This is a genomic window from Vibrio sp. HA2012, assembly GCF_002812955.1.
Classification (GTDB): Bacteria; Pseudomonadota; Gammaproteobacteria; order Enterobacterales; family Vibrionaceae; genus Vibrio.
Map to the genome: position 1 here is coordinate 738,050 of NZ_PFXK01000001.1, position 26,322 is coordinate 764,371.

General features: G+C 45.4%; 21 protein-coding genes. 11 read left to right on the forward strand and 10 right to left on the reverse strand.

The features are described 5' to 3' along the window. Positions 1-76 precede the first annotated feature (76 nt). Entirely contained in the window at positions 77-661 is a 585-nt protein-coding gene (locus tag CSW98_RS03325; protein ID WP_100799015.1) for a Maf family protein, read from the forward strand. A gap of 20 nt (positions 662-681) precedes the next feature. On the opposite strand, the gene rluC is transcribed toward CSW98_RS03325, so the two are convergent. Beyond that, positions 682-1,626: a 23S rRNA pseudouridine(955/2504/2580) synthase RluC gene (gene rluC, locus CSW98_RS03330; RefSeq protein ID WP_100799016.1), complete on the reverse strand. Its 945-nt coding sequence runs from the start codon at positions 1,624-1,626 to the stop codon at positions 682-684. 623 nt (positions 1,627-2,249) lie between these two features. Here rluC and rne point away from each other — a divergent pair. Next, positions 2,250-5,147, forward strand: a complete 2,898-nt coding sequence (rne, locus tag CSW98_RS03335; RefSeq protein WP_232733465.1) for a ribonuclease E — start codon at positions 2,250-2,252, stop codon at positions 5,145-5,147. 71 nt (positions 5,148-5,218) lie between these two features. On the opposite strand, the gene CSW98_RS03340 is transcribed toward rne, so the two are convergent. Then, entirely contained in the window at positions 5,219-7,342 is a 2,124-nt protein-coding gene (locus CSW98_RS03340) for a TonB-dependent hemoglobin/transferrin/lactoferrin family receptor (protein ID WP_100799017.1), read from the reverse strand. Positions 7,343-7,451: 109 nt separating this feature from the next. Beyond that, on the reverse strand, positions 7,452-7,988 hold the full coding sequence (locus tag CSW98_RS03345) for a pyridoxamine 5'-phosphate oxidase family protein (RefSeq protein ID WP_232733466.1): 537 nt from the start codon (positions 7,986-7,988) through the stop codon (positions 7,452-7,454). Positions 7,989-8,172: 184 nt separating this feature from the next. On the opposite strand from CSW98_RS03345, the gene CSW98_RS03350 reads away from it, so the two are divergent. From CSW98_RS03350 to CSW98_RS03365, 4 genes are all read left to right on the forward strand, one after another. After that, positions 8,173-9,000: a heme/hemin ABC transporter substrate-binding protein gene (locus tag CSW98_RS03350; RefSeq protein ID WP_157810320.1), complete on the forward strand. Its 828-nt coding sequence runs from the start codon at positions 8,173-8,175 to the stop codon at positions 8,998-9,000. 34 nt (positions 9,001-9,034) lie between these two features. Beyond that, positions 9,035-10,090 carry a FecCD family ABC transporter permease gene (locus CSW98_RS03355; protein ID WP_100799019.1) on the forward strand — a complete coding sequence of 352 codons (1,056 nt, stop codon included), beginning with the start codon at positions 9,035-9,037 and terminating at the stop codon, positions 10,088-10,090. Continuing rightward, positions 10,091-10,870, forward strand: coding sequence for a heme ABC transporter ATP-binding protein (locus tag CSW98_RS03360; RefSeq protein WP_100799020.1), 780 nt, complete (start codon positions 10,091-10,093; stop codon positions 10,868-10,870). Positions 10,871-11,073: 203 nt separating this feature from the next. After that, a complete protein-coding gene (locus CSW98_RS03365) occupies positions 11,074-12,630 on the forward strand; it encodes a SulP family inorganic anion transporter (protein ID WP_100799021.1) in 1,557 nt (518 codons plus the stop codon). A gap of 52 nt (positions 12,631-12,682) precedes the next feature. Here the strand turns inward: CSW98_RS03365 and CSW98_RS03370 are convergent, their stop codons facing one another. Beyond that, complete coding sequence (locus CSW98_RS03370; protein WP_100799022.1) at positions 12,683-13,162, reverse strand: low molecular weight protein-tyrosine-phosphatase; 480 nt, start codon at positions 13,160-13,162, stop codon at positions 12,683-12,685. A 126-nt stretch (positions 13,163-13,288) separates the two neighbouring features. Between CSW98_RS03370 and cobO the strand changes: the two genes are divergently transcribed. Beyond that, entirely contained in the window at positions 13,289-13,894 is a 606-nt protein-coding gene (gene cobO / locus CSW98_RS03375; RefSeq protein ID WP_100799023.1) for a cob(I)yrinic acid a,c-diamide adenosyltransferase, read from the forward strand. A 99-nt stretch (positions 13,895-13,993) separates the two neighbouring features. Here cobO and CSW98_RS03380 read toward each other — a convergent pair whose 3' ends face one another. The 4 genes from CSW98_RS03380 to apbC form a co-directional block, all read right to left on the reverse strand. Then, positions 13,994-15,961 (reverse strand): AsmA family protein, encoded by a 1,968-nt coding sequence (locus CSW98_RS03380; RefSeq protein ID WP_100799024.1) that lies wholly within the window; start codon positions 15,959-15,961, stop codon positions 13,994-13,996. A 95-nt stretch (positions 15,962-16,056) separates the two neighbouring features. Next, a complete protein-coding gene (gene dcd / locus CSW98_RS03385; protein ID WP_100799025.1) occupies positions 16,057-16,638 on the reverse strand; it encodes a dCTP deaminase in 582 nt (193 codons plus the stop codon). A 39-nt stretch (positions 16,639-16,677) separates the two neighbouring features. After that, positions 16,678-17,319: a uridine kinase gene (gene udk / locus CSW98_RS03390; protein WP_100799026.1), complete on the reverse strand. Its 642-nt coding sequence runs from the start codon at positions 17,317-17,319 to the stop codon at positions 16,678-16,680. Positions 17,320-17,429: 110 nt separating this feature from the next. Beyond that, the gene (apbC, locus tag CSW98_RS03395) at positions 17,430-18,494 is read right to left on the reverse strand and encodes an iron-sulfur cluster carrier protein ApbC (protein WP_100799027.1); all 1,065 of its coding nucleotides are present in this window, start codon (positions 18,492-18,494) and stop codon (positions 17,430-17,432) included. Positions 18,495-18,701: 207 nt separating this feature from the next. On the opposite strand from apbC, the gene metG reads away from it, so the two are divergent. Both metG and CSW98_RS03405 read left to right on the forward strand, forming a co-directional pair. After that, a complete protein-coding gene (gene metG / locus CSW98_RS03400; RefSeq protein ID WP_100799028.1) occupies positions 18,702-20,756 on the forward strand; it encodes a methionine--tRNA ligase in 2,055 nt (684 codons plus the stop codon). Between the two features lie 260 nt (positions 20,757-21,016). Beyond that, on the forward strand, positions 21,017-21,814 hold the full coding sequence (locus CSW98_RS03405) for a hypothetical protein (protein WP_100799029.1): 798 nt from the start codon (positions 21,017-21,019) through the stop codon (positions 21,812-21,814). Between the two features lie 144 nt (positions 21,815-21,958). On the opposite strand, the gene fadR is transcribed toward CSW98_RS03405, so the two are convergent. Next, complete coding sequence (fadR, locus tag CSW98_RS03410; protein ID WP_100799030.1) at positions 21,959-22,798, reverse strand: fatty acid metabolism transcriptional regulator FadR; 840 nt, start codon at positions 22,796-22,798, stop codon at positions 21,959-21,961. Positions 22,799-23,342: 544 nt separating this feature from the next. Between fadR and nhaB the strand changes: the two genes are divergently transcribed. Then, positions 23,343-24,932: a Na(+)/H(+) antiporter NhaB gene (gene nhaB, locus CSW98_RS03415; protein ID WP_100799031.1), complete on the forward strand. Its 1,590-nt coding sequence runs from the start codon at positions 23,343-23,345 to the stop codon at positions 24,930-24,932. Between the two features lie 111 nt (positions 24,933-25,043). Then, a complete protein-coding gene (gene dsbB, locus CSW98_RS03420; protein WP_100799032.1) occupies positions 25,044-25,562 on the forward strand; it encodes a disulfide bond formation protein DsbB in 519 nt (172 codons plus the stop codon). Positions 25,563-25,608: 46 nt separating this feature from the next. On the opposite strand, the gene CSW98_RS03425 is transcribed toward dsbB, so the two are convergent. Beyond that, positions 25,609-26,208, reverse strand: a complete 600-nt coding sequence (locus tag CSW98_RS03425) for a YecA family protein (RefSeq protein ID WP_443083647.1) — start codon at positions 26,206-26,208, stop codon at positions 25,609-25,611. Positions 26,209-26,322 lie beyond the last annotated feature (114 nt).

The window sequence follows — 26,322 nt, forward strand, 5'->3', positions numbered from 1 at the left end:
GAAATGGTAAAAAAGTTCCGCATTTTTATCAGTTCATTTATCATAGTCACCTTTCTCTGCCAGCAAACATTTTTCTATGTCTGATTTTACTATTCTTCTTGCATCAACATCCCCTTATCGTCGGACCATGTTATCCAAACTGATGTTACCGTTTAATGTAGCAGTACCGGATTGTGATGAAACACCTCTGCCCGGTGAACAACCGCAGGATCTGGTCCTCCGGCTGGCAAAAAATAAAGCAGAAACCAGCCCGCATACGGATACCCCAACGCTTATTATCGGTTCAGACCAGGTCTGTGTTATCAACGGTAATATTATGGGTAAGCCCCACACAGAAGAAAATGCCATCCAGCAATTGATGAAAGCCAGCGGAAAAAGCGTCATCTTCTATACTGGTATTGCCCTGCACAATACACAGAACGGTAAAACCGAGACCCGTCTGGATACCTTTATCGTGCATTTCCGAGAGTTGACTGAACAACAAATAAGAAATTATGTGGAAAAAGAACAACCATTAGATTGCGCCGGCAGCTTTAAAAGTGAAGGGCTGGGTATTGCCTTGTTTGAGCGACTGGAAGGCAAAGACCCGAATGCACTGATCGGGCTGCCTTTGATCACGCTGATTGATATGCTGAAAAAACAAGGAATTGACGTACTTTAAGATAAGAACGTCTTGGTACCTTACTCTTGCCTTAATTTCTCCAGCACTCTTTCCAGTTTTGCTTCCATCGGTGCAGAGATCTCCATAACGTTATCTGTAGCCGGATGAATAAATTTAATGTACGCCGCATGCAGAAATAGTCGATCCAGTCCCAGTTTGCCGGTGTAAGCATCAAATCGTCTGTCTCCATAACGGTCGTCCCATGCAATCGGATGCCCAGAATACTGAACATGAACCCGAATCTGGTGCGTACGACCGGTAATCGGACTTGCCTGAATTAAAGTGGCACTCTTGAATGTTTCCATTACTTTAAACCGTGTTTCCGACGGCTTACCGTTTGGATTTACCCGCACAATACTGTTTACTTCATTTTTCAGCAATGGGGCATCAACCCTACGGCAACTGTTTTTCCACGTCCCCATCACCAGAGCAACATAATATTTCTGCACGGTTTTTTCCCGGAACTGTGCCTGCAAATGACGCAGAGCAGAGCGCTTTTTCGCAACCAGAAGAATGCCTGACGTATCCCTGTCAATCCGGTGAACAAGTTCAAGAAATCTTGCTTCAGGACGCAATGCTCTCAGAGCCTCTATTGCACCGAATTTAAGACCACTGCCTCCATGCACTGCCGTTCCCGATGGCTTGTTCAGAATCAGCACATGCTCATCTTCGTAGATGATACAGCTTTCAAGTTCTGCGACTTTATTCAGCCGGGTACTTGGCACCTCCTGCTCCGGAGCCGTTTCCATGGTTACCGGCGGAACACGAACCAGATCACCGGCCTGCAACTTATATTCGGCTTTTATGCGTTTTTTATTTACTCGGACCTCACCTTTACGAATAATTCGGTAAATCATGCTCTTAGGCACGTTTTTTAGCTGATTACGCAAAAAATTATCGATACGCTGACCAGCCATGTCCGCATCGATATCCACAAACTGGACTTTGGTTTTTATCTCATTCATGCTGACATTCTATCACTGGTTCAGGATCCAAAGCACAAATTTTCTGCGCTAAAATCTCCGCTTCAGGCTAAAATTAATCTGAACAGAGTAAGCTGTGAATAAAGATCGGGACGAAAATTGGACAAAACCACACCAAAGGATAAAAAAACACTATTTATCATTAGGTTAAATTTATAAAATTTTCGGGTTAAATGAATTTTTCACCTGTTTATAACAAAGCAGATTGCCGTGTTTTCTCTGCACTGCTATAGTTCACAGCTGGAACGGATAGTTTGGTGAGATTTTATACTTTTCCCAGTTATCCTGAAGCAATAAGCAATATTTAATTAGTAAGATATCGAGTAGGCCGCTTTATACCGGAATGCAGCAATCGGCGTGAGACATTATCGGATAAAGTATTTGTTTGTCGTGCTACTCATCGCATATCAATGTTGAGTTATAACTACCTGAGTGGTGGATCAGACACGGCCATAAGCCATGTTTGATGACTGAAGTGTCCCCGCGCATCCCTTCCAGCCGAGATGGCTGCACGTTAATAAACCACGGGATCTGACACCATTGACAGCGACGCTAAGCGACAGACGCAGATGAAAATATAAAGAAAGATAAACGAGAATTTCTAAATGAAAAGAATGTTAATTAACGCAACTCAAAAAGAGGAGTTGCGTGTTGCTTTGGTTGATGGCCAGAAGCTTTTTGATCTGGATATCGAAAGCCCGGGACATGAATCAAAGAAGGCTAATATTTACAAAGGCCGTATTACCCGCATTGAACCAAGTCTGGAAGCTGCATTTGTTGATTATGGCGCCGAAAGACACGGTTTCCTTCCTCTAAAAGAAGTAGCACGTGACTATTTCCCCGATGGCTATACCTATCAGGGACGTCCAAGTATCAAAGAAGTACTGAACGAAGGACAAGAAGTTATTGTGCAGGTAGAAAAAGAAGAGCGTGGCAGTAAAGGTGCTGCACTGACGACCTTCATTTCCCTTGCTGGTAGCTATCTGGTACTGATGCCTAACAACCCTCGCGCCGGTGGTATTTCCCGTCGAATCGAAGGCGACGAGCGCACTCAGTTAAAAGCTGCACTCAGTACGCTGGAACTCCCTCAGGGAATGGGACTGATTGTTCGTACTGCTGGTGTAGGAAAAAGTTCTGAAGAGCTGGAATGGGATCTAAACGTACTCCTTAACCACTGGAGTGCGATAAAAGAAGCAGCAGATTCAACCCCGGCACCTTTCCTGATCCATCAGGAAAGTAACGTGATCGTACGGGCAATCCGTGACTATCTGCGCCGTGATATTGGTGAGATCCTGATCGACAGCAATACCATTTTTGAACGCGCCAAGCAGCATATTCAACTGGTTCGTCCGGACTTTATCCACCGCGTCAAAAAATACGATGGTGAAGTGCCGCTATTCAGCCACTATCAGATTGAAAGCCAGATTGAATCTGCGTTTCAGCGGGAGGTTCGCCTTCCATCCGGTGGTTCTATTGTTATCGACCCCACTGAAGCACTGACGTCTATTGATATTAACTCCTCCCGGGCAACGAAAGGCGGTGATATCGAAGAAACAGCTCTGAATACCAACCTTGAAGCTGCCGATGAAATTGCCCGCCAGCTACGTTTGCGAGATTTGGGTGGTCTGGTTGTTATCGACTTTATCGATATGACACCGGTTCGCCACCAGCGTGAGGTAGAGAACCGTCTTCGTGAAGCGGTTCGTATGGACCGTGCCCGCGTACAGATCGGTCGAATTTCCCGTTTTGGTCTGCTGGAAATGTCTCGCCAACGCCTGAGCCCGTCTCTGGCGGAAGCCAGCCACCATATCTGTCCGCGTTGTTCAGGTACCGGTGTGGTACGTGATAACGAATCACTGGCACTGTCAGTACTACGTTTAATCGAAGAAGAAGCACTGAAAGACAACACTTCTCAGGTCCTAGCTGTTGTTCCTGTGCCAATTGCTTCCTATCTGCTGAATGAGAAGCGTCGCTCAGTAAATCACATCGAAAAATCTCAGGATGTGAAGATCACCATAGTACCAAACTCAGATATGGAAACGCCGCATTTTGAAGTGATCCGTATCCGTGATGGTGAAGAACAGGATCTGCTCTCTTATCTGGTTCCGAAAAAACTAGAAGCAATGAAAGAAGCAGAATCGAAAGATGTTTCCGAAACAGAAAGTAAGCCAAGAAAAGCCGAAGAACCCGTTCTGAAAGGCTTTGCCGCTCCATCTTCTGCGCCGGCTCCGGCACCGAAACCACAGCCGGTTGTGCAGGAAGCACCACTACAGGAACAGAAACCGGGTCTCGTCTCACGCTTCTTTAAGGCACTGGCGAATCTATTCTCATCCACTGAAGAAACTCAGGCGGAAGAGAAGAAAGAGACTCAGGCGAAAACGGAAGAGCGTGACAACCGCAATAATCGCAATACCCGTAATCGGCGTGACCGCGACGACAACCGTCGCCGTAACAACAAGCGCGACCAAAATAAACGTAAGCGCCCAGCAAACCGTGATGATCAGGAAGAGCTGTCTGACAACAAAGATAAGAGCAACAGCCGTCAGGAACAGAACCGTAAGCCTAAGCAGGACAGAAAACCTCGTTCTCAGTCTAAAGTTGCGGAACAGGGTAAAAAACTGGCCGAAGAGGCTCAGGTAGAAGCTCCGGTTAAGACTGAAGAAAAGACTGCTCAGGTAAAACAGCGTCGTCAACGCCGCCAACTGCAAAAACAAGTTCGCGTCAAAGATCAGAATGCTGCAGAACAAAATACACAGGTTCCGACAGCAGAAACACCAGTACCGTCAAAACCGGAGACGGAAGTGAAATCTGACGTCAAAGAGGACAACAAAGAAACCAAGCAACGCCGTAATCGCCGTACACCTCGCCATCTGCGGGCAAACGGTCAGCGTCGTCGCCGTGGTCGTGATCGTCGTCCAAATCCGTACCGTCTGCGCGCTGGTGGGGTTGCATCTCCGGAAATGGCAATGGGCAAGGTCTGGCCAAAATATGATCTTCCTCAGCCAAAACAGACAGTTAAAGAAGAACAAGCTACTGGAGCAGATAACGTCGCGGTTGATATGCTTGGTGGATTTGCCTGTCCGGAAATGGCAATGGGTAAAGTGATCGTATACCGGGATATCGTAACAGAACCTGCAGCCGTTGTTTTACCTGAAACCGTTGAAACCGATACAACTCCAGTAGTTGAAACAACGGTGGTTCATACAGATGCACCGATTGAACCAGCAGTAGAAACGGAAATCCCTGCTGCAGCGGAGACTCAGGCAGAAAGTAAGCCGGAGAAATCTTCTGCTCCGGACGCAAAAACTCCGATTAAGGCTAAACCGATCTGTAAAGGACACGCTGTATCAGCAATGACCAGCGCTCCCGGTTCAGATGAAATCAGAGAAGTCGAGGTGAAATCGGCACCATTCCGTACCGAGCGTTACCAGCCGAAAGGGGCTGGCAGTCAAGCTGCCAGTAGTCAGGCATCCTCTGCAATGGCTAAACCGCAGAGCTTCTGATACCACTGAGCTTTAACATACTAATAAAAAGGGCTGCATTAGCAGCCCTTGTGTTTATGTGTTAAACAATCTTAGAACTCATATTTTGCAGTTACAGAAAAGTTTCTTCGTGGCTGTGAATAGAATTCATCTTCTTCTGAAAGAGAAAGGCTATGTAACTCGCCCCAATCATAGTATTTCTCATCAGTCAGATTAAATACACCTGCCCGCAGAGTCAGGTTATTAACAGGCACATAGTAAGCCGTTAGATCCACCACCGTTGAACTCTCCGGCGCAAAACCATCATAAGACATATCACTTTCATCCTTCGCAGACGTATATACCGCTTTAATGGATGTCCCCCATGTACCAGTTGGTGCGTCATAAGACAAACCTAATGTAGCACTCCATGGGCTGATTTCATCTAAAGGTTCACCATCTCCATCTTCACCTTCTGTGTAGGCGGCAGCTAAACGGGAGCTAAGCCCTTCAGGTGCTGAAATAAGCTCATTCCAGAATAGAGTGTTAGTGAACTCAACTCCTTTGATAGTCGCTTTGTCCAAATTTTTATAGGTATATTCCATTGACGGATATGATCCCGTCGTTTCACTAGTGATGAAGTTGTCATAATCACTGTAGAACACAGACAACTCTGTAGATGAAGCAGTGGTCGTGTTGCGCCATCCCAACTCATAAGAAATACTTTCTTCCGCCTCTAGATCCGGATTTGGAACAGAAGTCAGATAGTTAGAAGAATAAGAATAATATAACTCTTCAAAAACCGGAGCTCTGAAGCCTTGGCTGACCTGTGCAAATAATTTATTTTCAGCATTAACGGTATAGAGAATGCCTAAGCGCCCAGTCAATGCTGAGTCTGAATACTCATCATAAGAATCTGAGGTATAGCCACCACTAGTACCAGATGGAATATCATTGCCAGAATCCGTCTTATAAGCATCGTAACGAATGCCCGGGGTGATTACCCAGTTACCCGTTGAGATTTCATCCTGGAGAAACAATCCATAACGGAACTCCGATGCATCTGGTACATAGTAATTAGTTGCATATAGTGCGGAATCCCGATAAGTCCTGTTAATGTTTTCAACCTCACGAGTCTGAAGTGATAAACCGTAAGCAAAGAAATGTTCTGTCTGACCCAGCACAAAGTTTTTATCTATCTGAACATCAGCCTGATAACCACTTTCTTCATACACATAATCTTTAACTTCATCATAGCCACTGCTAGTAGAAGTACGATTGGTTATATTGTTTTGCTTCTTAGTAAGATAATCCAGCTGCCAGACGAGGGTATCGGCAAAGGCGGAGTCAGCAAGCCAGATATGTTTAATTCCTATCTGATATTTTTCAGAGGTATCATCCGAAACATATGGACTATAGCCTGATGTAACATTTGTCCCACCATAGCCATTCGGGAAATTAAGCAAATCCAGATCTGCTTCTCTTCTATTATACTGCCCGTTAAATTCAATTCTGTGCACAGGATTTATTTGATACTGAAGTTTAAACAACACACTGTCTGCGGTGTGATCTTGTTCATCCAGATCTGCAAAATTATCCTTCTCTTCACTGTCTTTGCGAGTATAAGCCAGCAAAGTTTCCAGATCTCCACTACGATTTGCCACAGCAACAGATTCGGTAAAAGCCTGGTTCGCTGAGGAATATCCTAGTTTAATATGACCTCCGGTATCGTCACCTTCACCCAAGAAATCTGCTGGATCTTTCGTCTGGAATGCGACAATACCACCTATCGCATCACTACCATAAGTAGAGGAAGCAGCTCCTTTAACTATTTCCAGTGATTTTAACATATCAACATCTATATCAAGCCGGGTAGTATTGATAAAACTGCCACCACCTTCGAATTGGTTGGCCTGTGATACATTATCAATCAAGATCTTAACCCTGTTTCCTTCCATACCCCGAATATTAATACTCTGGGCACCCTGCCGGCTGTCTCCCTGGACAGAAACTCCTGGGATATATTTAAAAACATCTTCAATGTCATCAGCCAGGCTGACTTCTAACTCTTCATCAGTCATAACAGAAACTGACGCAGCTGTATTTTCAATATTCTGACTGGAACGGGTAGCGGTTACGACAATAACCTCATCCGCCTGACTGTCAGCTGCATTAACTGCTGTTGGAAATGCGAGAATGGCACTAATAGCCATTGTCAGTTGGGATTTTTTAAACATAACGATTCCATTTTTCTGGCACGCAAAAAACCTGAACAAAAACTCAGTTTTTATCAGTGCGTATTAATTGGTGAATTATTTATTTCTTATTAAAGGTGGCGGCAAAGATCTAATTTCTTGTCTTTTTATGCCCTTTCTTCAGATGAACGAGATCAACCGTATCACTGCCAAAGATATCAAAGGCCTGACCAAACCCTTTGACAAATCGACCTTTCTCAGGAACTAACTGATACAGTTTAAAATCCTCCATTTTGCTCAGATTACTAATGATATCGCCAAAGCGAATCTCCAGTTCAGAAATAGCCAGACACCATAGCTCTGAGCTTTTCTCTACATAAAATACTTCAGTGGTATAACTTAGCCTTTTACGGGCATAGATTGATTTCGCCTCCTGCTCATCTTCAATGAGCATGATCGAGACCTTATGATTCCGTTTCAGATTTTCTCCATGCTGGGCAACATCACTAACCAGGATGTAAAAACTATCGTTAAGATAGACAAAAGGACTGTAACTCACATGCGGTAATCCTTCTGGGGTAATGCTTGCGAGTTGTAATGTCCTTTGCTGTCGTCGGAACACAGCAATTTCCTGTTCAATACCATTGTGCAATTTTTCCTGTTTGAGTCCCATTTCATCAGAAAGCATTACGTTTCTCCTTATCACTGTTTATTGTTTTTATTTTGGTAAAGGCCAATCCGGCCTGTAGCACATCAGATGGTGTTTATACTATTCATTAAACCATCAATTGTAAATGATAATCCAAATCATTCGTGTTAGCATAATGAAATCTAATTGCTTTCTAAACTGTAATAAAGGAAACCGTATGGTTATGAAAAAAATACTTTTACTTCTTTGCATAATTGCTGTATCTGCTTGTGCTCATGCCGCTGACCGTATCATCAGTGCCGGCTCTGGTATTACTGAAATTATCTATGCACTAGGAGCCCAGAAAAAACTGATCGCGGTAGATTCCACCAGTCGACAATACACAACCAAAGACACACTTACCGTTCTCGGCTACCATCGTCAGCTAGCAACCGAACCTTTACTTGCCCTAAATCCAGATACTCTGGTTGGTAGTCAGGAGATGGGGCCACAAAGTACACTGCAACAGTTAGCTGCTGCAGGAGTTAATGTGGTTATTGCTCCTTCTGGCAACAATATTGACGCTCTGTATGCCCGTATTGATACTATCGCTAAAATAACCGGCTCACAGAAACAAGCCGAAGTTTTAAAAAATAATATTCATCAATCTGTCGAAGAACTTAAAAACCAGTCTTTGGATAAAAGCCCGAAAGTACTGTTTATGCTAGCCCACGGTGGACGAGTCATGTTCGGCGGTGCAGGCACTTCTGTTGATGAGATAATCCGGTTAGCTGGTGCCATTAATCCGGCAGCAGACCACTTTGACTCTTATAAGACAATTTCAATGGAAAAAATTGTTGAGTTACAGCCAGATTACCTTTTGATTACCCAACAAACAGTCAATACTCATGGCGGTATTGATGAATTTCTGAAAGCTTATCCGCTACTGAATGAGACACCTGCCGGCAAAAATAAAGCAATCATTTTGGTTCCTGAAACAGCCCTGATCGGAGAGTTGGGTATAGAAAGTATTAAGCTTTCTCATCAACTTAATGATACATTCTCCGGATAGTTCAGAAACATCACAGGTAACATGACATAAGATAATGAAAATCAGAACTAACGGACGACTGTCTGTCCGCTTCCTTATCCCGATTACTCTGGTTGCCCTCTGCCTGACAATTCTGCTATCTGTCACTGTCGGACCAATGGCGATCTCCGTAACAGACAGTTTTCTTGCCGTTATTCCCGATTGGCTATATGCACAAACTGATCAACCCTCTCACATTGTGCTGATTATTCAACAAGTTCGACTACCAAGATCATTACTGGCAGTTGCTGTCGGCGGAATACTTGCTCTGTGCGGAACAGTGATGCAGGGGCTATTCCGTAACCCCCTTGCCGAACCGGGTACGATAGGAGTATCAGCCGGAGCCGCATTAGGGGCTGCGGTTGCTATTGTTCTGTTCGGATCTCTTCTGTCTGAGTTTCCAGCCCTGCTGCTATTTGGAACCGTACCTGTATTTTCCTTTCTGGGAGGGACTCTCTCTACATTGCTGGTTTATCAGATAGGAACAAACCGAAGCGGAACATCTGTCACGACAATGCTGCTGGCAGGTATTGCAATTAGTGCTCTATCCGGTGCAGGACTTGGGCTGATGAACTATTATGCCGATGATCAGGCACTGCGGGATCTTTCTCTCTGGACTCTGGGGTCTCTTTCCGGAAACAGTTGGGGGGGGATTACACTGGCATTCGCCTGTCTGACTTTCCTGTTCATACTGTTTTATCGTGATGCCGATAAGCTGAATGTATTATTACTTGGAGAACCTGAAGCTCGTCATATGGGTATACCGCTGCAGCCTCTGAAGAAGCGTCTGATCGTGCTGGCGGCTGCCGGGGTCGGTATTACTGTATCATTAGCCGGGATCATCGGTTTTATTGGTCTGATCGTCCCCCATTTGTGTCGAATGCTGTCCGGTCCGAACCATAAATCTCTGCTCCCCTTGTCTATGCTGACAGGCGCACTGATACTGCTAATCGCAGATATTCTGGCCAGAACTCTGGTCGCTCCTTTGGATATGCCGGTAGGTATTATCACCGCCCTGTTCGGTGCACCTTTCTTTATCTGGTTGCTGCTCCTGCAAAAAGGAAAAATGTAGATGACAATGGAAAGTATCCGTGTGCATAACCTGAATCTATCACTGGGGAAACACACAATCTTGCATGCGATGACAGTCGCGTTCAATACCGGTGAACTGACTATTCTTCTGGGCCCTAACGGGGCCGGAAAAAGTAGCTTATTTAAAGCCATTACCCGGGAGTGGCCTTCTGAAGGCTCCATCCGCTACTTTGGAAAAGCGGCTTCAGAATGGGAAACCACTGAGCTGGCTAAACACATGGCAGTACTGCCTCAAAGCAGTTCATTGACATTTAATTTCACCACGAGAGAAGTGGTTGAACTGGGAGCTTTACCATTAGATGCCAGCCAGTCAATGATTGGGGCGATTGCTGAAAAAGCCATGCATCAAACGGATGTTCTGCATCTGGCCGAACGCCTCTATCCGAGCCTGTCCGGCGGTGAAAAACAGCGGGTACATCTGGCCCGTGTACTGACTCAGTTGGAACAGAGCGGTGATAATACTATTCTGTTACTGGATGAGCCTACATCAGCACTGGATCTGTCCCATCAGCATAGTACCCTGCAACTGGCCAAAAAATTCACCCGAAAAGGCGCTTCTGTGATTGCCGTAATCCATGACCTGAACCTTGCTGCTCAGTACGCCGACCGGATCCTGATTATGCATCAGGGGACGATTGTTGCAGACGGAACACCATGGGAAGTACTCACTGAACATACGATCCAGAAGGTATACCACTGGAACGTGCTGGTCATGCCTCATCCGTCGGCATCCTACCCGGTCATTCTGAGTAGAGAATAACTGTATACCAGTCGGTAACCGTTTAAACCTTGAACTTAGTCACGCATTTCTGTAGCATCCGCCGGCTCATAGTACGTTCGATCACACAGGTTCTGTAAAGCGGCTGACGGTTTATTCTACACTTTTTAGCTTTATGGATACGCAAGATGATTGATATCTGTCCATATACTCTGCTTATTCAGAGTTAAATAAAAAGAGTCACCATGTTTGAATTTCCAAAGCTTTCTCAGCATTCAGTGAAAAATGATGTACTGTCCGGTCTGACCGTTGCTCTCGCTCTGGTTCCCGAAGCAGTGGCCTTTGCGTTTGTTGCCGGAGTTGACCCTATAGTCGGCTTATATGCGGCTTTCATCGTCGGTTTGATAACGTCAGTGTTCGGTGGCCGCCCCGGTATGATCTCCGGAGCCACGGGGGCAATGGCTGTCGTAATGGTGTCTCTGGTCGCAAGTCACGGTATACAATATCTGTTTGCCACTATGATGCTAGCAGGCCTACTGCAGATCACAGCAGGTATATGTCGCTTGGGTAAATTTATCCGAATGGTGCCACATCCGGTAATGATTGGCTTTGTAAACGGCCTGGCGATTGTGATCTTTCTGGCTCAGCTTGGTCAGTTTAAAGCGCCAAATCTTAGCGGAGTTCTAAGCTGGCTGCCGGCTGATCAGATGATACTGATGCTGGGGCTGGTACTGATAACCATGCTGATTATTCACTTTTTGCCTAAAGTAACCACAGCCATTCCGTCTTCCCTTGCTGCCATTGTGTCTATCACACTAGTGGTTCAGCTACTTGGACTGGAGACCCGGACTGTCGTTGACTTCCTGCGAACCATGTCCGGTGATCCGGCAGCAACGCTGGCAGGTTCTCTGCCTTCATTTGCTTTCCCTGCAGTGCCGTTTAACCTGGAAACACTAATGGTTATCGTCCCTTACGCCGTTATTCTGGCAGCTATTGGGCTTATCGAGTCGCTGCTAACATTAACCGTACTGGATGAAATGACTAATACCCGGGGTAAAAGTAACCGGGAATGTATTGGCCAGGGTCTGGCAAACGTGACCTGTTCCGTATTCGGTGCTATGGGTGGCTGTGCCATGATTGGGCAATCGATGATAAACGTAAACTCCGGCGGACGTGGACGCTTGTCAGGTATTGTTGCAGCAACTGCTCTGCTGTTCTTTATTCTCTTTGCTTCTTCTTTGATCGAAATGATCCCGCTGGCAGCTTTGGTCGGTGTTATGTTTATGGTTGTGATTGGTACGTTTGAATGGGCAACATTCAGACTGGCTCGCCGGGTACCGAAACAAGACTTCTTTGTGATTATTCTGGTTACTGTTGTAACTGTACTGACTGACCTTGCGATTGCAGTTGCTGTCGGAGTAATTACTTCTGCACTGATGTTTGCATGGCAGCATGCAAAACATATTTATGCCTCCAGCCAGATCCATCCGGACGGATCTAAAGAATACAGGATCAATGGTCCAGTTTTCTTCGGTTCAGCAGCAAATTTTCTGGAACTGTTTAACGCCTATGGAGACCCTGATACCGTGATTGTCGATTTCGCCTTTTCCCGTGTCGCGGATCATTCAGCGATTGAAGCCATTGAAACACTGGCAGAACGCTACTCTGCGCTGGGCAAAACCCTGCATCTGCGTCATTTAAGTCCAGATTGCCGGGCACTTCTGGTTAAGGCCGGAAGTCTGGTGGAGATTAATGTGAAAGATGACCCAAGCTATAAAGTTGCAACCGATGTACTGGGTTAATCTTAAATAAGATGCACAAACTACTGAGGCTATATACCTAAATAGCCTCAGATTACTTCTGACGACCCTGCAATGTTTTCAGAAGCTCTTCACACCCAGCTTCAATCAGGTCGAGAACCAGTTCAAATCCCTTATCCCCTCCGTAATAAGGATCCGGAATTTCATCATATTCCAGATCGGCATGGCTCAGAAAAAGTGACAGCTTATGGGTAAATTCTACCGGGCAAATTGCCAGCAACTCGGTAAGATTATCCCTGTCAGCAACCAGAATATGGTCAAAATAGTGGAAATCATCTACCGTTATCTGACGAGCGCGCATACCTTCAAAAGAATAACCTCTTTTTTCCCCTGCGGTACGGGCCCTGTAATCCGGTGTATCTCCCTCGTGATAACTGATAGTACCCGCAGAGTCTACTTCTATATCTATGTTCATCCGTTGCGCTGTTGCGCGAAGCACAGCCTCCCCGGTAGGTGAACGGCAAATGTTACCCATACAGACGATCAGAATTCTGGGTTTCTCTCTAATGTTCATCATCTTAACCTACAGCATTCAGGCTACTCCATTCCCGCCAGGAACAGATAAATTTGTGACTTTTCTCTACTATAAGTATAGTTTTCTGCAGCAGGTTTTAACAGATGCAGTAAAAAAGGAAACAGTATGCCATCTCAGAGTAATAAAAAAGACCGGTATCAGACCCGGCAGGAAAAACTCAAACAGGCCGTAGATGCCCGTATTGAAGCCGCTCAGGAGGAAAAAGGACTTCTGCTGGTCATAACCGGTAACGGTAAGGGAAAATCAACCTCAGGATTTGGCACGATTACCCGGGCTGTGGGACACGGCCTTAATTGTGCAGTCGCTCAGTTTATTAAAGGAACCTGGGATAACGGCGAAAAAAATCTTCTGGAAAAACTGGGTGTAGAATTTCAGGTGATGGCCACAGGTTTTACCTGGGAAACACAGGATAAAGAAGCCGATACTCTGGCGGCACAAAAGGTCTGGCACGAATGCAAACGCATGCTTCAGGATCCGTCTGTTGACGTTATTCTTCTGGATGAACTGACCTACATGATTACTTACGGATACATTGAACTGGAAGAGGTACTGCTCGCACTGCAAAACCGTCCGTTTATGCAATCCGTGGTGATCACCGGGCGAGCGGCACACCGTACCCTGATCGAACTCGCCGATACCGTCTCTGAAGTGCGTAATATCAAGCATGCATTTGAATCTGGAGTAAAAGCAATGAAAGGCATTGATTATTAACCGACTCAGGAGTCTTCAGACCGCCAGTGTCTGCACAGATTTATTTACACTCTCCGGGGACAGTAAAACCTCTGACTCTTCCCGGAGAATAATGTGTTATTATTTAAATAGCTGATTAAATAATTTGTCCGTTAACTCTTTCGCCTGCCCCTCTTTGACCTTATCACCGAACAATTTTTTCAGTCCCTTCTCAGCTTCTTTCTCCGCCTTTTGCTTCAGGCGCTGAACTTCCTGGTCCTTTAGTACTTCCGCCAATTGAATACTGAACTTAGGCGATGCCCATGCCCCCTTGATACGCAGCGGAATGGTTACATTTTTTAGCTCATCCAGCTCTTTTCCGCCCTGACCTTCCAGAGTTCCTACCAATGAGGTCTTTACCAGAAAATCCGTCGTCTGTGCAATATAGTCCGCTTCTCCGGCTCCATTGATACGCAGCAGTGGAGACTGCATGCTTAAATCACTGGTTCTGGCAATGCCTTTATTCAACTGAATCGTCGCAGTCAATGCCGTAAAATCCGTTTTCTGCTGCTCCCCGGTTTCTTCAGCTTTCTGCCCTTTCAACTGCGCATAACTGGTTCGGATCAGACGAGCAATATTTACGCCATTCACTGCTCCATCAGCCAAATTCACTTCTACCGTTCCCGTCAGATTCTGCTTAATAGCGGCTGGGGTCAGACCTGTTCCTTTAATCTGTGCCTCGATATTACCAGTGCCTTCCAGCAGCTTATTACCGGACACATCAGTCAATAGGGGCAGGATCTGGATGCCCTGAGCCTGCTGAGTCAGAGTATAATGTACCGGTACCTGACGAGCATCAAGACGTGCTTTTGCCTGTATGCTGCCGGCATACAGCTCAGCCGTCAATGAACTCAGTTCAGCAATCCCCCGATTGATACTGATCTGCAGTGCGACATCCTGCATCCGGGCATTTCCGGCCTTAAGCTTATCAAGCTGAATATCACCCTGAATATCCAGAACCTGCAACACGCTCAAATCCGGCTCTTGCTCCTGCTGTGTAGAAACCGTTGTCAGAGAAGAAGCATTGGTTCTGGCAGTTACCGGAGAAGCAGACGCTATCGCCGGCGCTGCAGACGGTTGGCCCGCCCCCAGAAACGCATCTGCATCAATGTCAGAGCTATGCAGTGAAAAACGGATCTCAGGGATATCCTGAATAATCACATCCGTTTTGCCATCCAGAGTAAGTTGGTTCAGAGACAATTTATCCAGAATAACAGTCAGACGCTGTGCTGATGTATCAAATGTCAGTGACGAAGCTATATCCAGCACCATCGGAGACTGTGGTAATGCATCTCCTGTAGCTATCGACGTCAGAACCAGATTATTTACAGCCGCATGGGTCAGCATGTTATCAACGACAAGATCTCCGCTGCCTTGCAGACTGATACTGGTATCAGCTGTATTACCCTGAGCAGTAAACGTAACCAGAGTCGGCTGGTTAAACTGGAATTCAGAAACTGACAAGCCCACATCATAAAGCCGGGTATGACTTCCCGTCTGTGCATTACTGATATCCAGTAGAGCATCTGTAATGGAGACTCCCGCCAGACTAACTTTCCATTTCCGGATAGCGGGCTGTTCCGCAACTAAGTCTCCGGTTTGAACCTCTTCTGTCTGAATGGCAACGGCAGCAGTATCTGTCACGGTTTCCGTCTGTTTACCCTTCAGTGAATCCAGATTACTGCGCCCGTCTTTCAGAGTTTCCAACCGGATTTCTGCTCCGTCCATCACCAGATCACCGATAATCAATTCCTTGCTGAGCAAGGGAAGCAGAGATACATCAACCCCTATATGGTCTATTTTAAGCAGGTTTTCATGGCTGAAGCCCTGAGGATTCTTCAGTTCTGTTTTGCCCAGAGAGAGGCCGATAGAAGGAAATATACTCCATTTCAAATCACCATCGATAACCAAGTCCAGTCCCGTCTGCTGCTTGGTCTGATCCACGATGACTGGTTTAAACTGGTTGGGATCGATAAGCAGTAACACTGCCGAAACCGCCACAATGACAGTCAGGATCATCGCTCCCAGAATGAGAAACACTTTTTTCATTTGTCTCTTCCCTGTTACTTTCCATCAAAGTTACTAAACGAAAAAGATGGCCTGTCTGTGCCATCTTTTCACATTATTTATTCAATTGTTTACGGTCAGTCTTCATTAATCCGGCTTGCCACCGCACCCTGCTGATTTTTATATTTGGCATTGTCCCGTTTGTTATACGGTTTCTCAGCCTCTCCAGACAAGACTTCAAAACTCAGTGCCCCGATAGGCATCATAGGTTTCAGTGCCAAAGGCAGTCTGCCTGAATTATAGAACTCCAGCACAATTTTTCCCGACCAGCCCGGATCAATACGATGCGCGGTAACATGCACCATCAATCCCAACCGAGCCAAAGAAGAACGTCCGTCCAGCCAGCCTACGATATCCGCAGGCAAAGTGACCGATTCATGGGTAACCGCCAGAGCAAGTTGCCCCGGGTGCAGATAAAATGATTCATCTTCACCTACCAGAATTTCGTCACTCATTACTTTGTCTAATTGGGCAGAGACCTCACTTTTCGGGCCAGACAGGTCAATATAAGGTGCACTATGGTCATTAAATACCCGAAATTTATCCCCCAGCCGCACATCAACAGTCAGGCCACTGATCGCCGACTCAGCCGGTTCCGGGGAAATAGCGATACGTCCGGACGCTAATGCCTTTTTAATATCCTTATCACATAATCTCACAGTGTTTCTCTCTTAATTCTAAATGGCAAACAGAAATCATCATGATCTCAGTAACTTGGCAATATGAGCTTTTAGCACATCAATAGCAATACGGTTTTTTCCACCGCGGGGAACAATAATATCCGCATATTGCTTCGACGGTTCAATAAACTGCATAAACATTGGCCGCACGGTTTTTTTATACTGTTTCAATACCGAATCCAGCGTACGTCCGCGCTCTTCAACGTCACGTTTAACCCGGCGCAACAAGCAGATATCTAAAGGTGTGTCCATAAAAATAGTAGCATGCATCAACTCACGCAGCCGAGGATCCGTCAATAACAGGATCCCCTCAAGAATAATGACTTTTTTAGCTGTCATTGTCGTACTATTGTCTGTCCGCGTATGTTCTACATAACTGTATTCCGGAACATCAACCGTATTTCCCCGGCTCAGCTGTTCCAGATGCTGACACAATAAATCATGATCAAGTGCATTCGGATGATCGTAATTGGTTTTTACCCGCTCATCCATACTCAGGTGACTCTGGTCTTTGTAGTAGGAATCTTCAGTGATAACCCCAATCTGATGATCACCGACTTTCGCTTTCAATTCGTTATAAATCGTAGTTGCGATTAAACTCTTTCCTGAAGCAGAAGCGCCAGCAATCCCTATAATGACGCACTTGTTGTTTTCAGACATGATATTGCACTTGGTAGTAGTAAAATAAACCGCGAGATTATAAGGGGTTCAGAGCACAGTTGCCAGTTTTACCGTGCCCTTTTAACAGGCAAATGCCATAACCTTGTCACTTACGACAACGAAGCAAGCGGAATAGTTTCCGGTTTTACCTTTCCCGACCAGTAAAGTTTGCTGGCAATACGCTCCGCCAGAGCAAGATAGAGCTGCGCATGCTCACTCTCCGGACGCGCAACCACCGTTGGCCGGCCTGCATCAATATCTTCCCGCATGCTGATATGCAAAGGTAATTGTGCCAGCAGCGATGTCCCAAATTCTCTGGCCATCTTTTCCGCACCGTTTGTCCCAAAAATATGTTCTTTTTCACCACAGTGACTGCAAATGTGATAACTCATATTTTCAATAATGCCCAGAACAGGAACCTTTACTTTTTCAAACATAGCAATTCCCTTGCGCACATCAGCCAATGCAAGATCTTGCGGGGTAGTCACAATCAAAGCACCTGTGACCGGGATCTGCTGAGCAAGAGTAAGCTGTACATCCCCCGTCCCCGGTGGCATGTCGATAACCAGATAATCCAGATCAGGCCAGGCCGTTTCTCCAAGAAGCTGACCGAGCGCCTTCGATGCCATCGGTCCCCGCCAGATAGCCGCTTCTGATTTATCCACCAAATAACCGATGGAATTGGTGTACAGGCCATAGGCTTCTATCGGCAACATATGCCGATCACCTTTGACATCCGGCGAACTGTCGGTTTTTCCAAGCATAACAGGAACCGATGGGCCATAGATATCAGCGTCCAGTAATCCGACCTTCGCTCCCTGAGCGTTTAATGCCAGAGCCAGGTTAACTGCCGTGGTTGATTTGCCCACACCACCTTTACCTGAAGTCACAGCAATGATGTTTTTTACCTGACTCAGCTCCGAAGCCACTTCAGTTTCCAACGCTCGTACATTTGTGCTGATAGTAATGTCGGTACTGCCGGTGTCTTGTCTGTTAACCCAGGCCTGTAATTCCGTGGCCAGTGATGATGATGCAAATGGCAGTTCAACTTTAATGGTACCGTTTCTCAGTAACTTAACGATGCCAGCAGAATAACTCCACTCTTCGATGAGTAAGGGGTTCCGGAACTGATTCAGCCATTGGCAGACAGATTCCCGATTATCAAACACGGTCATTGGGTATTTTCCTTATTATTATGAGAATAACATTGATTTATGGCGGATTTCCGCTTATCAGAATGTCCTCATCCTACCACCCATGTTCAACAGACTAAACCCTAAAAACATTAAGGAATACAGATTGTCGTCTTGGAGTATAAGAGCAGTTAAGGTACTATTGACGCCTTGTTTTTATTAGTTCTTAGCAAAAAGCGAATATAAAGTATGGCAAACGATCCAAGAAACCTTACTCCAAGGAAACTGCTGGTAACTTGCGCCCTTCCGTATGCTAACGGTTCGATCCATCTGGGTCATATGCTTGAGCACATTCAGGCAGATATCTGGGTCCGTTACCAACGCCTGCGTGGCAATGTTGTAAACTTCATCTGTGCCGACGATGCACACGGCACACCTATTATGCTGAAAGCTCAACAGATGGGGATGTCACCGGAAGAAATGATCGCTGCCGTCAGTGAAGAACATCAAAAAGATTTCGCTGGCTTTGATATCAGCTTCGATAATTATCACAGCACTCACAGTGAAGAAAACCGTGAACTGGCTTCTCTTATTTATACCCGTCTGAAAGAAAACGGTTTTATCTCCAGCCGGACAATTTCTCAGCTGTTCGATCCGGAAAAAGAGATGTTCCTGCCGGATCGTTTCGTAAAAGGTACCTGTCCCAAGTGTAAATCGCCGGATCAATACGGTGATAACTGTGATAACTGCGGTGAAACTTACAGTCCGACCGATCTGATTGACCCGAAATCTGCGGTATCGGGTGCGACACCTGTGATGAAAGATTCTGAGCACTTCTTCTTCGATCTGCCTCAGTTTGAGAGCATGCTGAAAGAGTGGACCCGATCCGGTTCTCTTCAAACAGAAACAGCCAATAAAATGCAGGAATGGTTTGAATCCGGTCTGCAGCAATGGGATATCTCCCGCGACGCCCCGTACTTTGGTTTTGAAATTCCGGGAGAAACCGGAAAATTCTTCTATGTATGGCTGGATGCGCCAATCGGCTACATGGGTTCATTTAAAAATCTGTGCAGCAAGCGTAACGACTTAGATTTCAATGAATACTGGGACAAAAACAGCTCTGCAGAATTGTACCACTTCATCGGTAAAGATATCGTTTACTTCCACAGTCTGTTCTGGCCAGCAATGCTCGAAGGTTCCGGCTTCCGCAAACCAAACAATGTATTTGTGCATGGCTATGTCACGGTCAACGGGGCGAAGATGTCAAAGTCAAAAGGAACTTTCATCAAAGCCAGTACTTATCTTGACCATCTGGATCCTGAGTGTCTGCGCTATTATTACGCCGCCAAACTCAATAGCCGTATTGATGATCTGGATCTGAACCTTGAAGATTTCACGCAACGGGTAAATGCCGATGTGGTGAATAAAATCGTTAACCTTGCATCACGTAATGCTGGCTTTATTAGCAAACGCTTTGCTGGAAAGCTGTCAGAAAATATTGCAGAACCGGATCTGTATGCAGAATTTTCCGCAGCCGCGATTAAAATCGCTGACTACTACGAAGCACGTGAATATGGCCGGGCTATCCGTGAAATCACAGCATTAGCTGACAAGGCAAACCAGTATGTGGACGAAAAAGCCCCATGGGTTATTGCTAAAGAAGACAGTAAGGATCAGGAATTACAGGATATCTGCTCTATGGGGCTAAACCTGTTCCGTACATTGATGGTTTATCTTAAGCCCGTCATGCCAGCACTGGCAGCGCGTACCGAAGCTTTCCTAAATGAAGAACTGACCTGGGAAAGTGCCTCAGCACCACTGATCAGCCACGAGGTCAGTAAGTTCAAGACACTGTTCAATCGAATTGATACAAAGAACATTGACGCTATGATCGATGCCTCAAGAGAAGATGCCGTAGCAGAACAGGCAGCTAAAGAACCGATTTCTGAAACAGAACTGAGCAAGGATCCTATTGCAGATGAAATCGAATTCGATGATTTTGCTAAAGTGGATCTTCGTGTCGCAAAAATTATTTCCTGTGAATCGGTTCCTAAAGCCAATAAGCTTCTGAAATTCCAGCTGGATATCGGTGGTGAAACACGTCAGGTATTTGCAGGCATTAAGTCGGCCTACAATCCGGAAGATCTGATTGGTAAATACACAGTCATAGTCGCCAACCTGAAACCACGAAAAATGAAATTCGGTATGTCGGAAGGTATGGTTCTGGCAGCGGGTCCTGGGGGGAAAGACCTGTGGATACTTGAACCTCATGCCGGTGCCCTGCCGGGTATGCGTATTATGTAAGCATACGGGGGCTTCTCTTCAGCAGGCCGATGGTACCAACCATCGGCCTTTTTGCTTCATTCTGGTGCGATTTTGCACCAATATACACATAATATTTAACCTTAAATAAAATAACCTATTGATAATACATAAATAAAATACTGGCACTTATTCTGCTTATGTACCTATATCTCCTGTAATCCATACCACTCACCGGCAAGGAATGCCGAATGATTACCGGGACAAATATTAAGGTCTAAAGCAATAACAAGGAGCCTGTTATGTTTATTATCGTTTCATTTCTCCTCTCAGCTGCAATCCTTGCTACTTTTTATTATTGTGCACAAACAAGGAAAGTCAGCTATCAGAGTAAACACACTGCCGTCAGTTATCTGCGCCAGATCCTACATTTGTGCCGCCAGCACAGAGCCACAACACATGAGGCGCTGGTTAAGGGGCATCACAGTAATATAGATATCATTGCCAGCCAGTTAAATGACACCATGCAGCAGCTTCTGAACCATGCATCACTAGCAGACAAACCTGTTTACCGGATCTTACAGACTAAAATCCATAAAATGACCACTGGCTGGCAAACAGCCAGTATCAGCCAGAATCAGATCTGTCACGGAAAAGTTATCCGACACTGCCTGCTGCTGATCGATGAAATTATGATTACCTGGGTACTTGAGGCTCAGCGTCAGGAACTCAGCGATGAATACCATCAAAGCTGGCATCAGATTATTGACAGCCTGGACTCACTGACACAATTCAGGATCGCGATACAGGATATGGAAAATGACACCGGTAATACTCGTCTCGGATACTTGAGTAAAACCTTGCATCGCCGGCTAACCAGACTCTCTCTGGTAAATCCGATCATGGTCTCCTCTCCGGCATTTCAGACAATATGTACACATCTTGAAGCTATTAGTGAAGATGACCAGTTTTCCAGCGAATCTCTGTATCAGTTGTCATCGGACATTTCACTGATGATTTTTAATGTCTACGATTACATACTGACCGATGTCGCTGAGCATGTTTATGTTCCACTACCAACGTTGGCTATTCCGGCATGAAAGCAATCTGAACCGGAAGAAAATACCGGCAACCATAAGTATGAAGAATAATATAATTCGTTGTCGTATCAGGCAAAAAGCCAGAAGCTTACACATAAGTCTCTGGCTTTTTTTATAAAATGCTTATATCTGTCTGATGGGCTGTCAATGATCGTCTTCAGTAAAGTTACTCGGAAGTGTCTCTTTCATCTGGTTCCAGATATGAGCACTTTCCATACCATAGCTACGGATCAACGGAAGCAGTTGGTCCCGATCCCCTTTCTGGCACAAGGCAAGCAAATTACGGTAAAAACCCAGAGCCAGTTCACGAGCTTCGGTATTGGAAAAATAATAACTGCCAATCCGGTCATAAAGCTTTCTAACCCCGTTAAAAATAAGACCGTATACCTGATTTCCGGAATGGAAAGCCAAACGCTGGAATAACATAAAATCGTAAAAGTTAAATGTTTTGGCAATCAGAGCAATTTCCCTTTTTACTTTATCTTTTTCGCCATCATCTTTGACACTCTGGCGGATTTTTTCAGCAAAAGGAGACGATTCAATAAAGGTATCCCAGTTTTTTGCAGCTAACAGACTCTCACAGGACTCAATGACTGCCTGCAAGGTGCGCTCTGAAGCATCTTTATTCACCTTAAAGGCATAACGCATAAAGATAGGACTGATATTAGTACGGGCTGCCAGCAGATCTTCCACAATACTGGTTGCATTTTCTTCATCCAGAGTCATCAGTGTATCCAGAATATGCAAACCGGATGTTTCCATAAACTGATTAACCTTTGTCGGCTTACCGTGCTGAATTGTCAACCAGCCGTCCCTTGCCAGACGCTGCAGTACTTCACGCAAAGTAGTACGGGTAACTCCGATAAGCTCCGATAATTCTCGTTCAGCGGGTAAAATGGAACCTGGTGGAAACCGGCCGTTCCAGATGCTCTCTATAATATATTTTTCAGCGAATCCCGCTGGGCTTTTTGCCTTAATAACCATTAGGTTTAATATCCGATTTTCTCAAAGGTAGAAACGACTCATCATACCACCAGTTAACTGCGCCGAAAACCTCGGGATAGTTTAAGTGCACGAATGTCACTATCTCCGTTTCGCACAGAACCGAGGAAAATATTGATCCATATCAAATTACATACCTAATTTCGATCCCCGAAAAATTAAAAATCTTTATTTCGCGAACGAAAAGGGATATTTCATTAACAGCATCATAAATTAGTAAAAACGATGTTTTTTCATGCTATGATGATTTTGCTTAGAGAGGCGTATGATTCTAAGTATATAAACAAAATGGAGTTTTTTAGGATTTAATTATTTTAATATTTTTGTCATTAACGAGTGTTTTCCACCTAATGGATTGACCAGGCTACCGTGAAGGAACATCTCGCCTGACACATCATAAAGGTATCTTAGGGAACAACAACTTATCAGGCCGATTTTACCTGTCAGTAAAACGAATGCCTGTAGTCTGCTTCAGACACTCGGATGATGACAATCTGAACCAATAACACATAAGGGTATAAACGACATGCCGATTACTCTCGGAAGCGCGTTTATCAGGAATTTCCTTGGTAAAGCGCCAGACTGGTATAAGTTAGCGATTATCGCTTTTCTCATCATTAATCCTGTTATTTTCGCCTTCGATCCTTTCACCGCAGGATGGGTTCTTGTTGCTGAGTTTATTTTCACTCTGGCAATGGCTCTGAAATGTTATCCTCTCCAGCCAGGAGGTCTGCTAACCATTGAAGCTATTGCTATCGGTATGACCAGTCCGGATCAGGTTATGCACGAATTAGAGGCCAATCTGGAAGTGATTTTGCTTCTGGTCTTTATGGTGGCAGGTATCTACTTTATGAAACAGTTATTGCTGTTCATTTTTACCAAGATCCTGCTGGGAGTGCGCTCTAAGATAACCCTGTCGGTAGCTTTCTGCTTTACTGCTGCATTTCTTTCCGCATTCTTGGATGCCCTGACGGTTATTGCCGTCATCATCAGCGTTGCTGTAGGTTTTTATGCCATTTATCATAGAGTTGTCTCAGGAAAAGGCAGTTCCGGAGCCCATGACCACACCACAGATGAACACCTGAATGAACTGACCCGTCAGGACTTAGATGACTATCGGGCATTTCTGCGTTCACTGCTTATGCACGCCGGAATCGGTACTGCTCTGGGTGGTGTAACCACCATGGTAGGTGAACCACAGAATTTGATTATCGCAGATCAGGCTGGCTGGCAGTTTGGCGAGTTTATCGTACGGATGGTTCCTGTTACCCTACCTGTATTTATCTGCGGTATTTTAACCTGTATTCTGGTTGAGAAATTCAAAGTCTTTGGCTATGGTGCGGCATTGCCGGAACATGTACGCAATATTCTGGTGGATTACGAAAATGAACAACAGCTAAAACGTACCAATCTAGATACTGCCAAGATTTGGGTTCAGGGTGCGATTGCTGTTTGGCTTATCCTTGGTCTGGCTTTCCATATGGCAGCGGTCGGGCTTATCGGACTTTCTGTTATTGTTCTGGCCACTGCATTTACCGGCGTCATCGAAGAACACTCCGTTGGTAAAGCCTTTGAAGAGGCTCTGCCTTTTACTGCATTACTGGCCGTATTCTTCTCAGTCGTTGCCGTAATCGTGGATCAGCACCTGTTTGCCCCAATTATCGAATGGGTACTGCACATGGAAGGCAGCAAACAGCTGAGCATGTTCTATATTGCTAACGGCCTGCTTTCCATGGTCTCAGACAATGTGTTTGTAGGAACGGTATATATTAATGAAGTAAAAACCGCCCTGATGCACGGAATTATTACCCGTGATCAGTTCGATCTGCTGGCGGTGGCTATTAATACAGGAACCAACCTGCCTTCCGTTGCGACACCAAACGGTCAGGCAGCATTCCTGTTCCTGCTAACCTCTGCACTGGCACCGCTTATTCGTCTTTCCTACGGACGCATGGTCATTATGGCTTTCCCTTATACTATCGTACTGGCTGTTGTCGGCCTGCTGTGCATTACCTTCCTGCTGGATCCGATGACTGCCTCTTTATACGATATCGGGTTACTGAATCACCATACTGCAACAGAAGCTGTCAAACATGTCGCCAGTACCGGCCACTGATAAAATTTATTGCTTCTGTCATTGAACTCATTCAGTATTAAGAGCTCTGAGTAATCAGAGCTTTTTTATTTCTCCCGGCCAGATGCCGTCGTCGTTAATCAGGACATACCCGTGACGTTTTTTTCTTTTCTTAAAACATTCTCTTATTCCAGACTGTCGTGGTCGCTATTGTTTGGTTTTACCCTTTTCTTTAACCTATGCTCAGTCTCTTTCCAGCATATTATGAAGCTGGATCCATGTACCATGTGTATCTATGAACGTATCTCTATGATGCTGTTATGTATAGCCGCATTAATTGGACTAAAAAATCCACAGAATAGTATCCTGCGCTGGATCGGCATCCTGGGATGGGGGGCAGCAGCGTATAAGGGACTGGTTCTGGCACTGGAACATGTACATTACCAAACATCTCTGTTTGCCATCTGTGAGCCGCTTTACTTTCCGTCTTGGCTACCGCTGGATCAATGGCTACCAGCCATATTCTCGGCTCCGGGTAATTGCAGCGAGATAGTATGGTCACTGTTCGATATCTCTATGCCACAATGGCTGGTATATATCTTCAGTGCCTATCTGGTGGTATGGGCGCTGGTTGTTATTGCCCAGTTTGTGCCTGCAGACAAAAATCACTAAGCTGTTCTGCCCCCCTCTGTGGGGCGGAACAACCAACAGTCTTTATCTAACTACCACAGCATTGCTTGTACTTTTTGCCACTCTTACAGGGGCAAGGGTCGTTACGACCGACATGTTTATACGGATTGACACTCTGAGATTTTGCTCCCTGCATAACCTCATCGGCCGCCATAGCGACTTCATTAATCATCAAATCCAGATTCGGATACATCTCCTCCGCAGTAGGCAGATGCTCTACTCCAGCGGCACGCATCTGTTCCTGTGTCTGTTCTTCATTAATAAGTAGCATAAAGGTTGTCAGAAGAGCCTGTAACATTCGGAGACTACCATCCGTCACTGCCACATCCTGCCACTGCTCTTCTATCACAGGCCAGATACTCATAAACCCTTCAGCTAAATCAGCCAAATCCTCTGAACCCAGTTCGTTCAGTGAGTATTCACTACGCAGTAACAGACCATGCTGAGCATGAATTTGCTCTACCAGTATGGTCTGAATATCCTTATCATCAAGTCCGATCCGGTGACACCACTGCTGTGGATCCAGCGGCTTTACCGCCATATTCGCCGCCAATACAGCACCTTCAATAAAATAAGCAGTTTCGCCCTGCCACGCTTCCGGTAAGGAGATAAGTTTCATCGTATTCATACTGTCCGGCTGATAGTAAAAAAATGAATTATATACCCAACGAACCTCAAGAAGCTTGTTCCACGAGAATTTATTTGTTTTCGGAAGGCGATGACCGTTACTTCGGGTATAGCG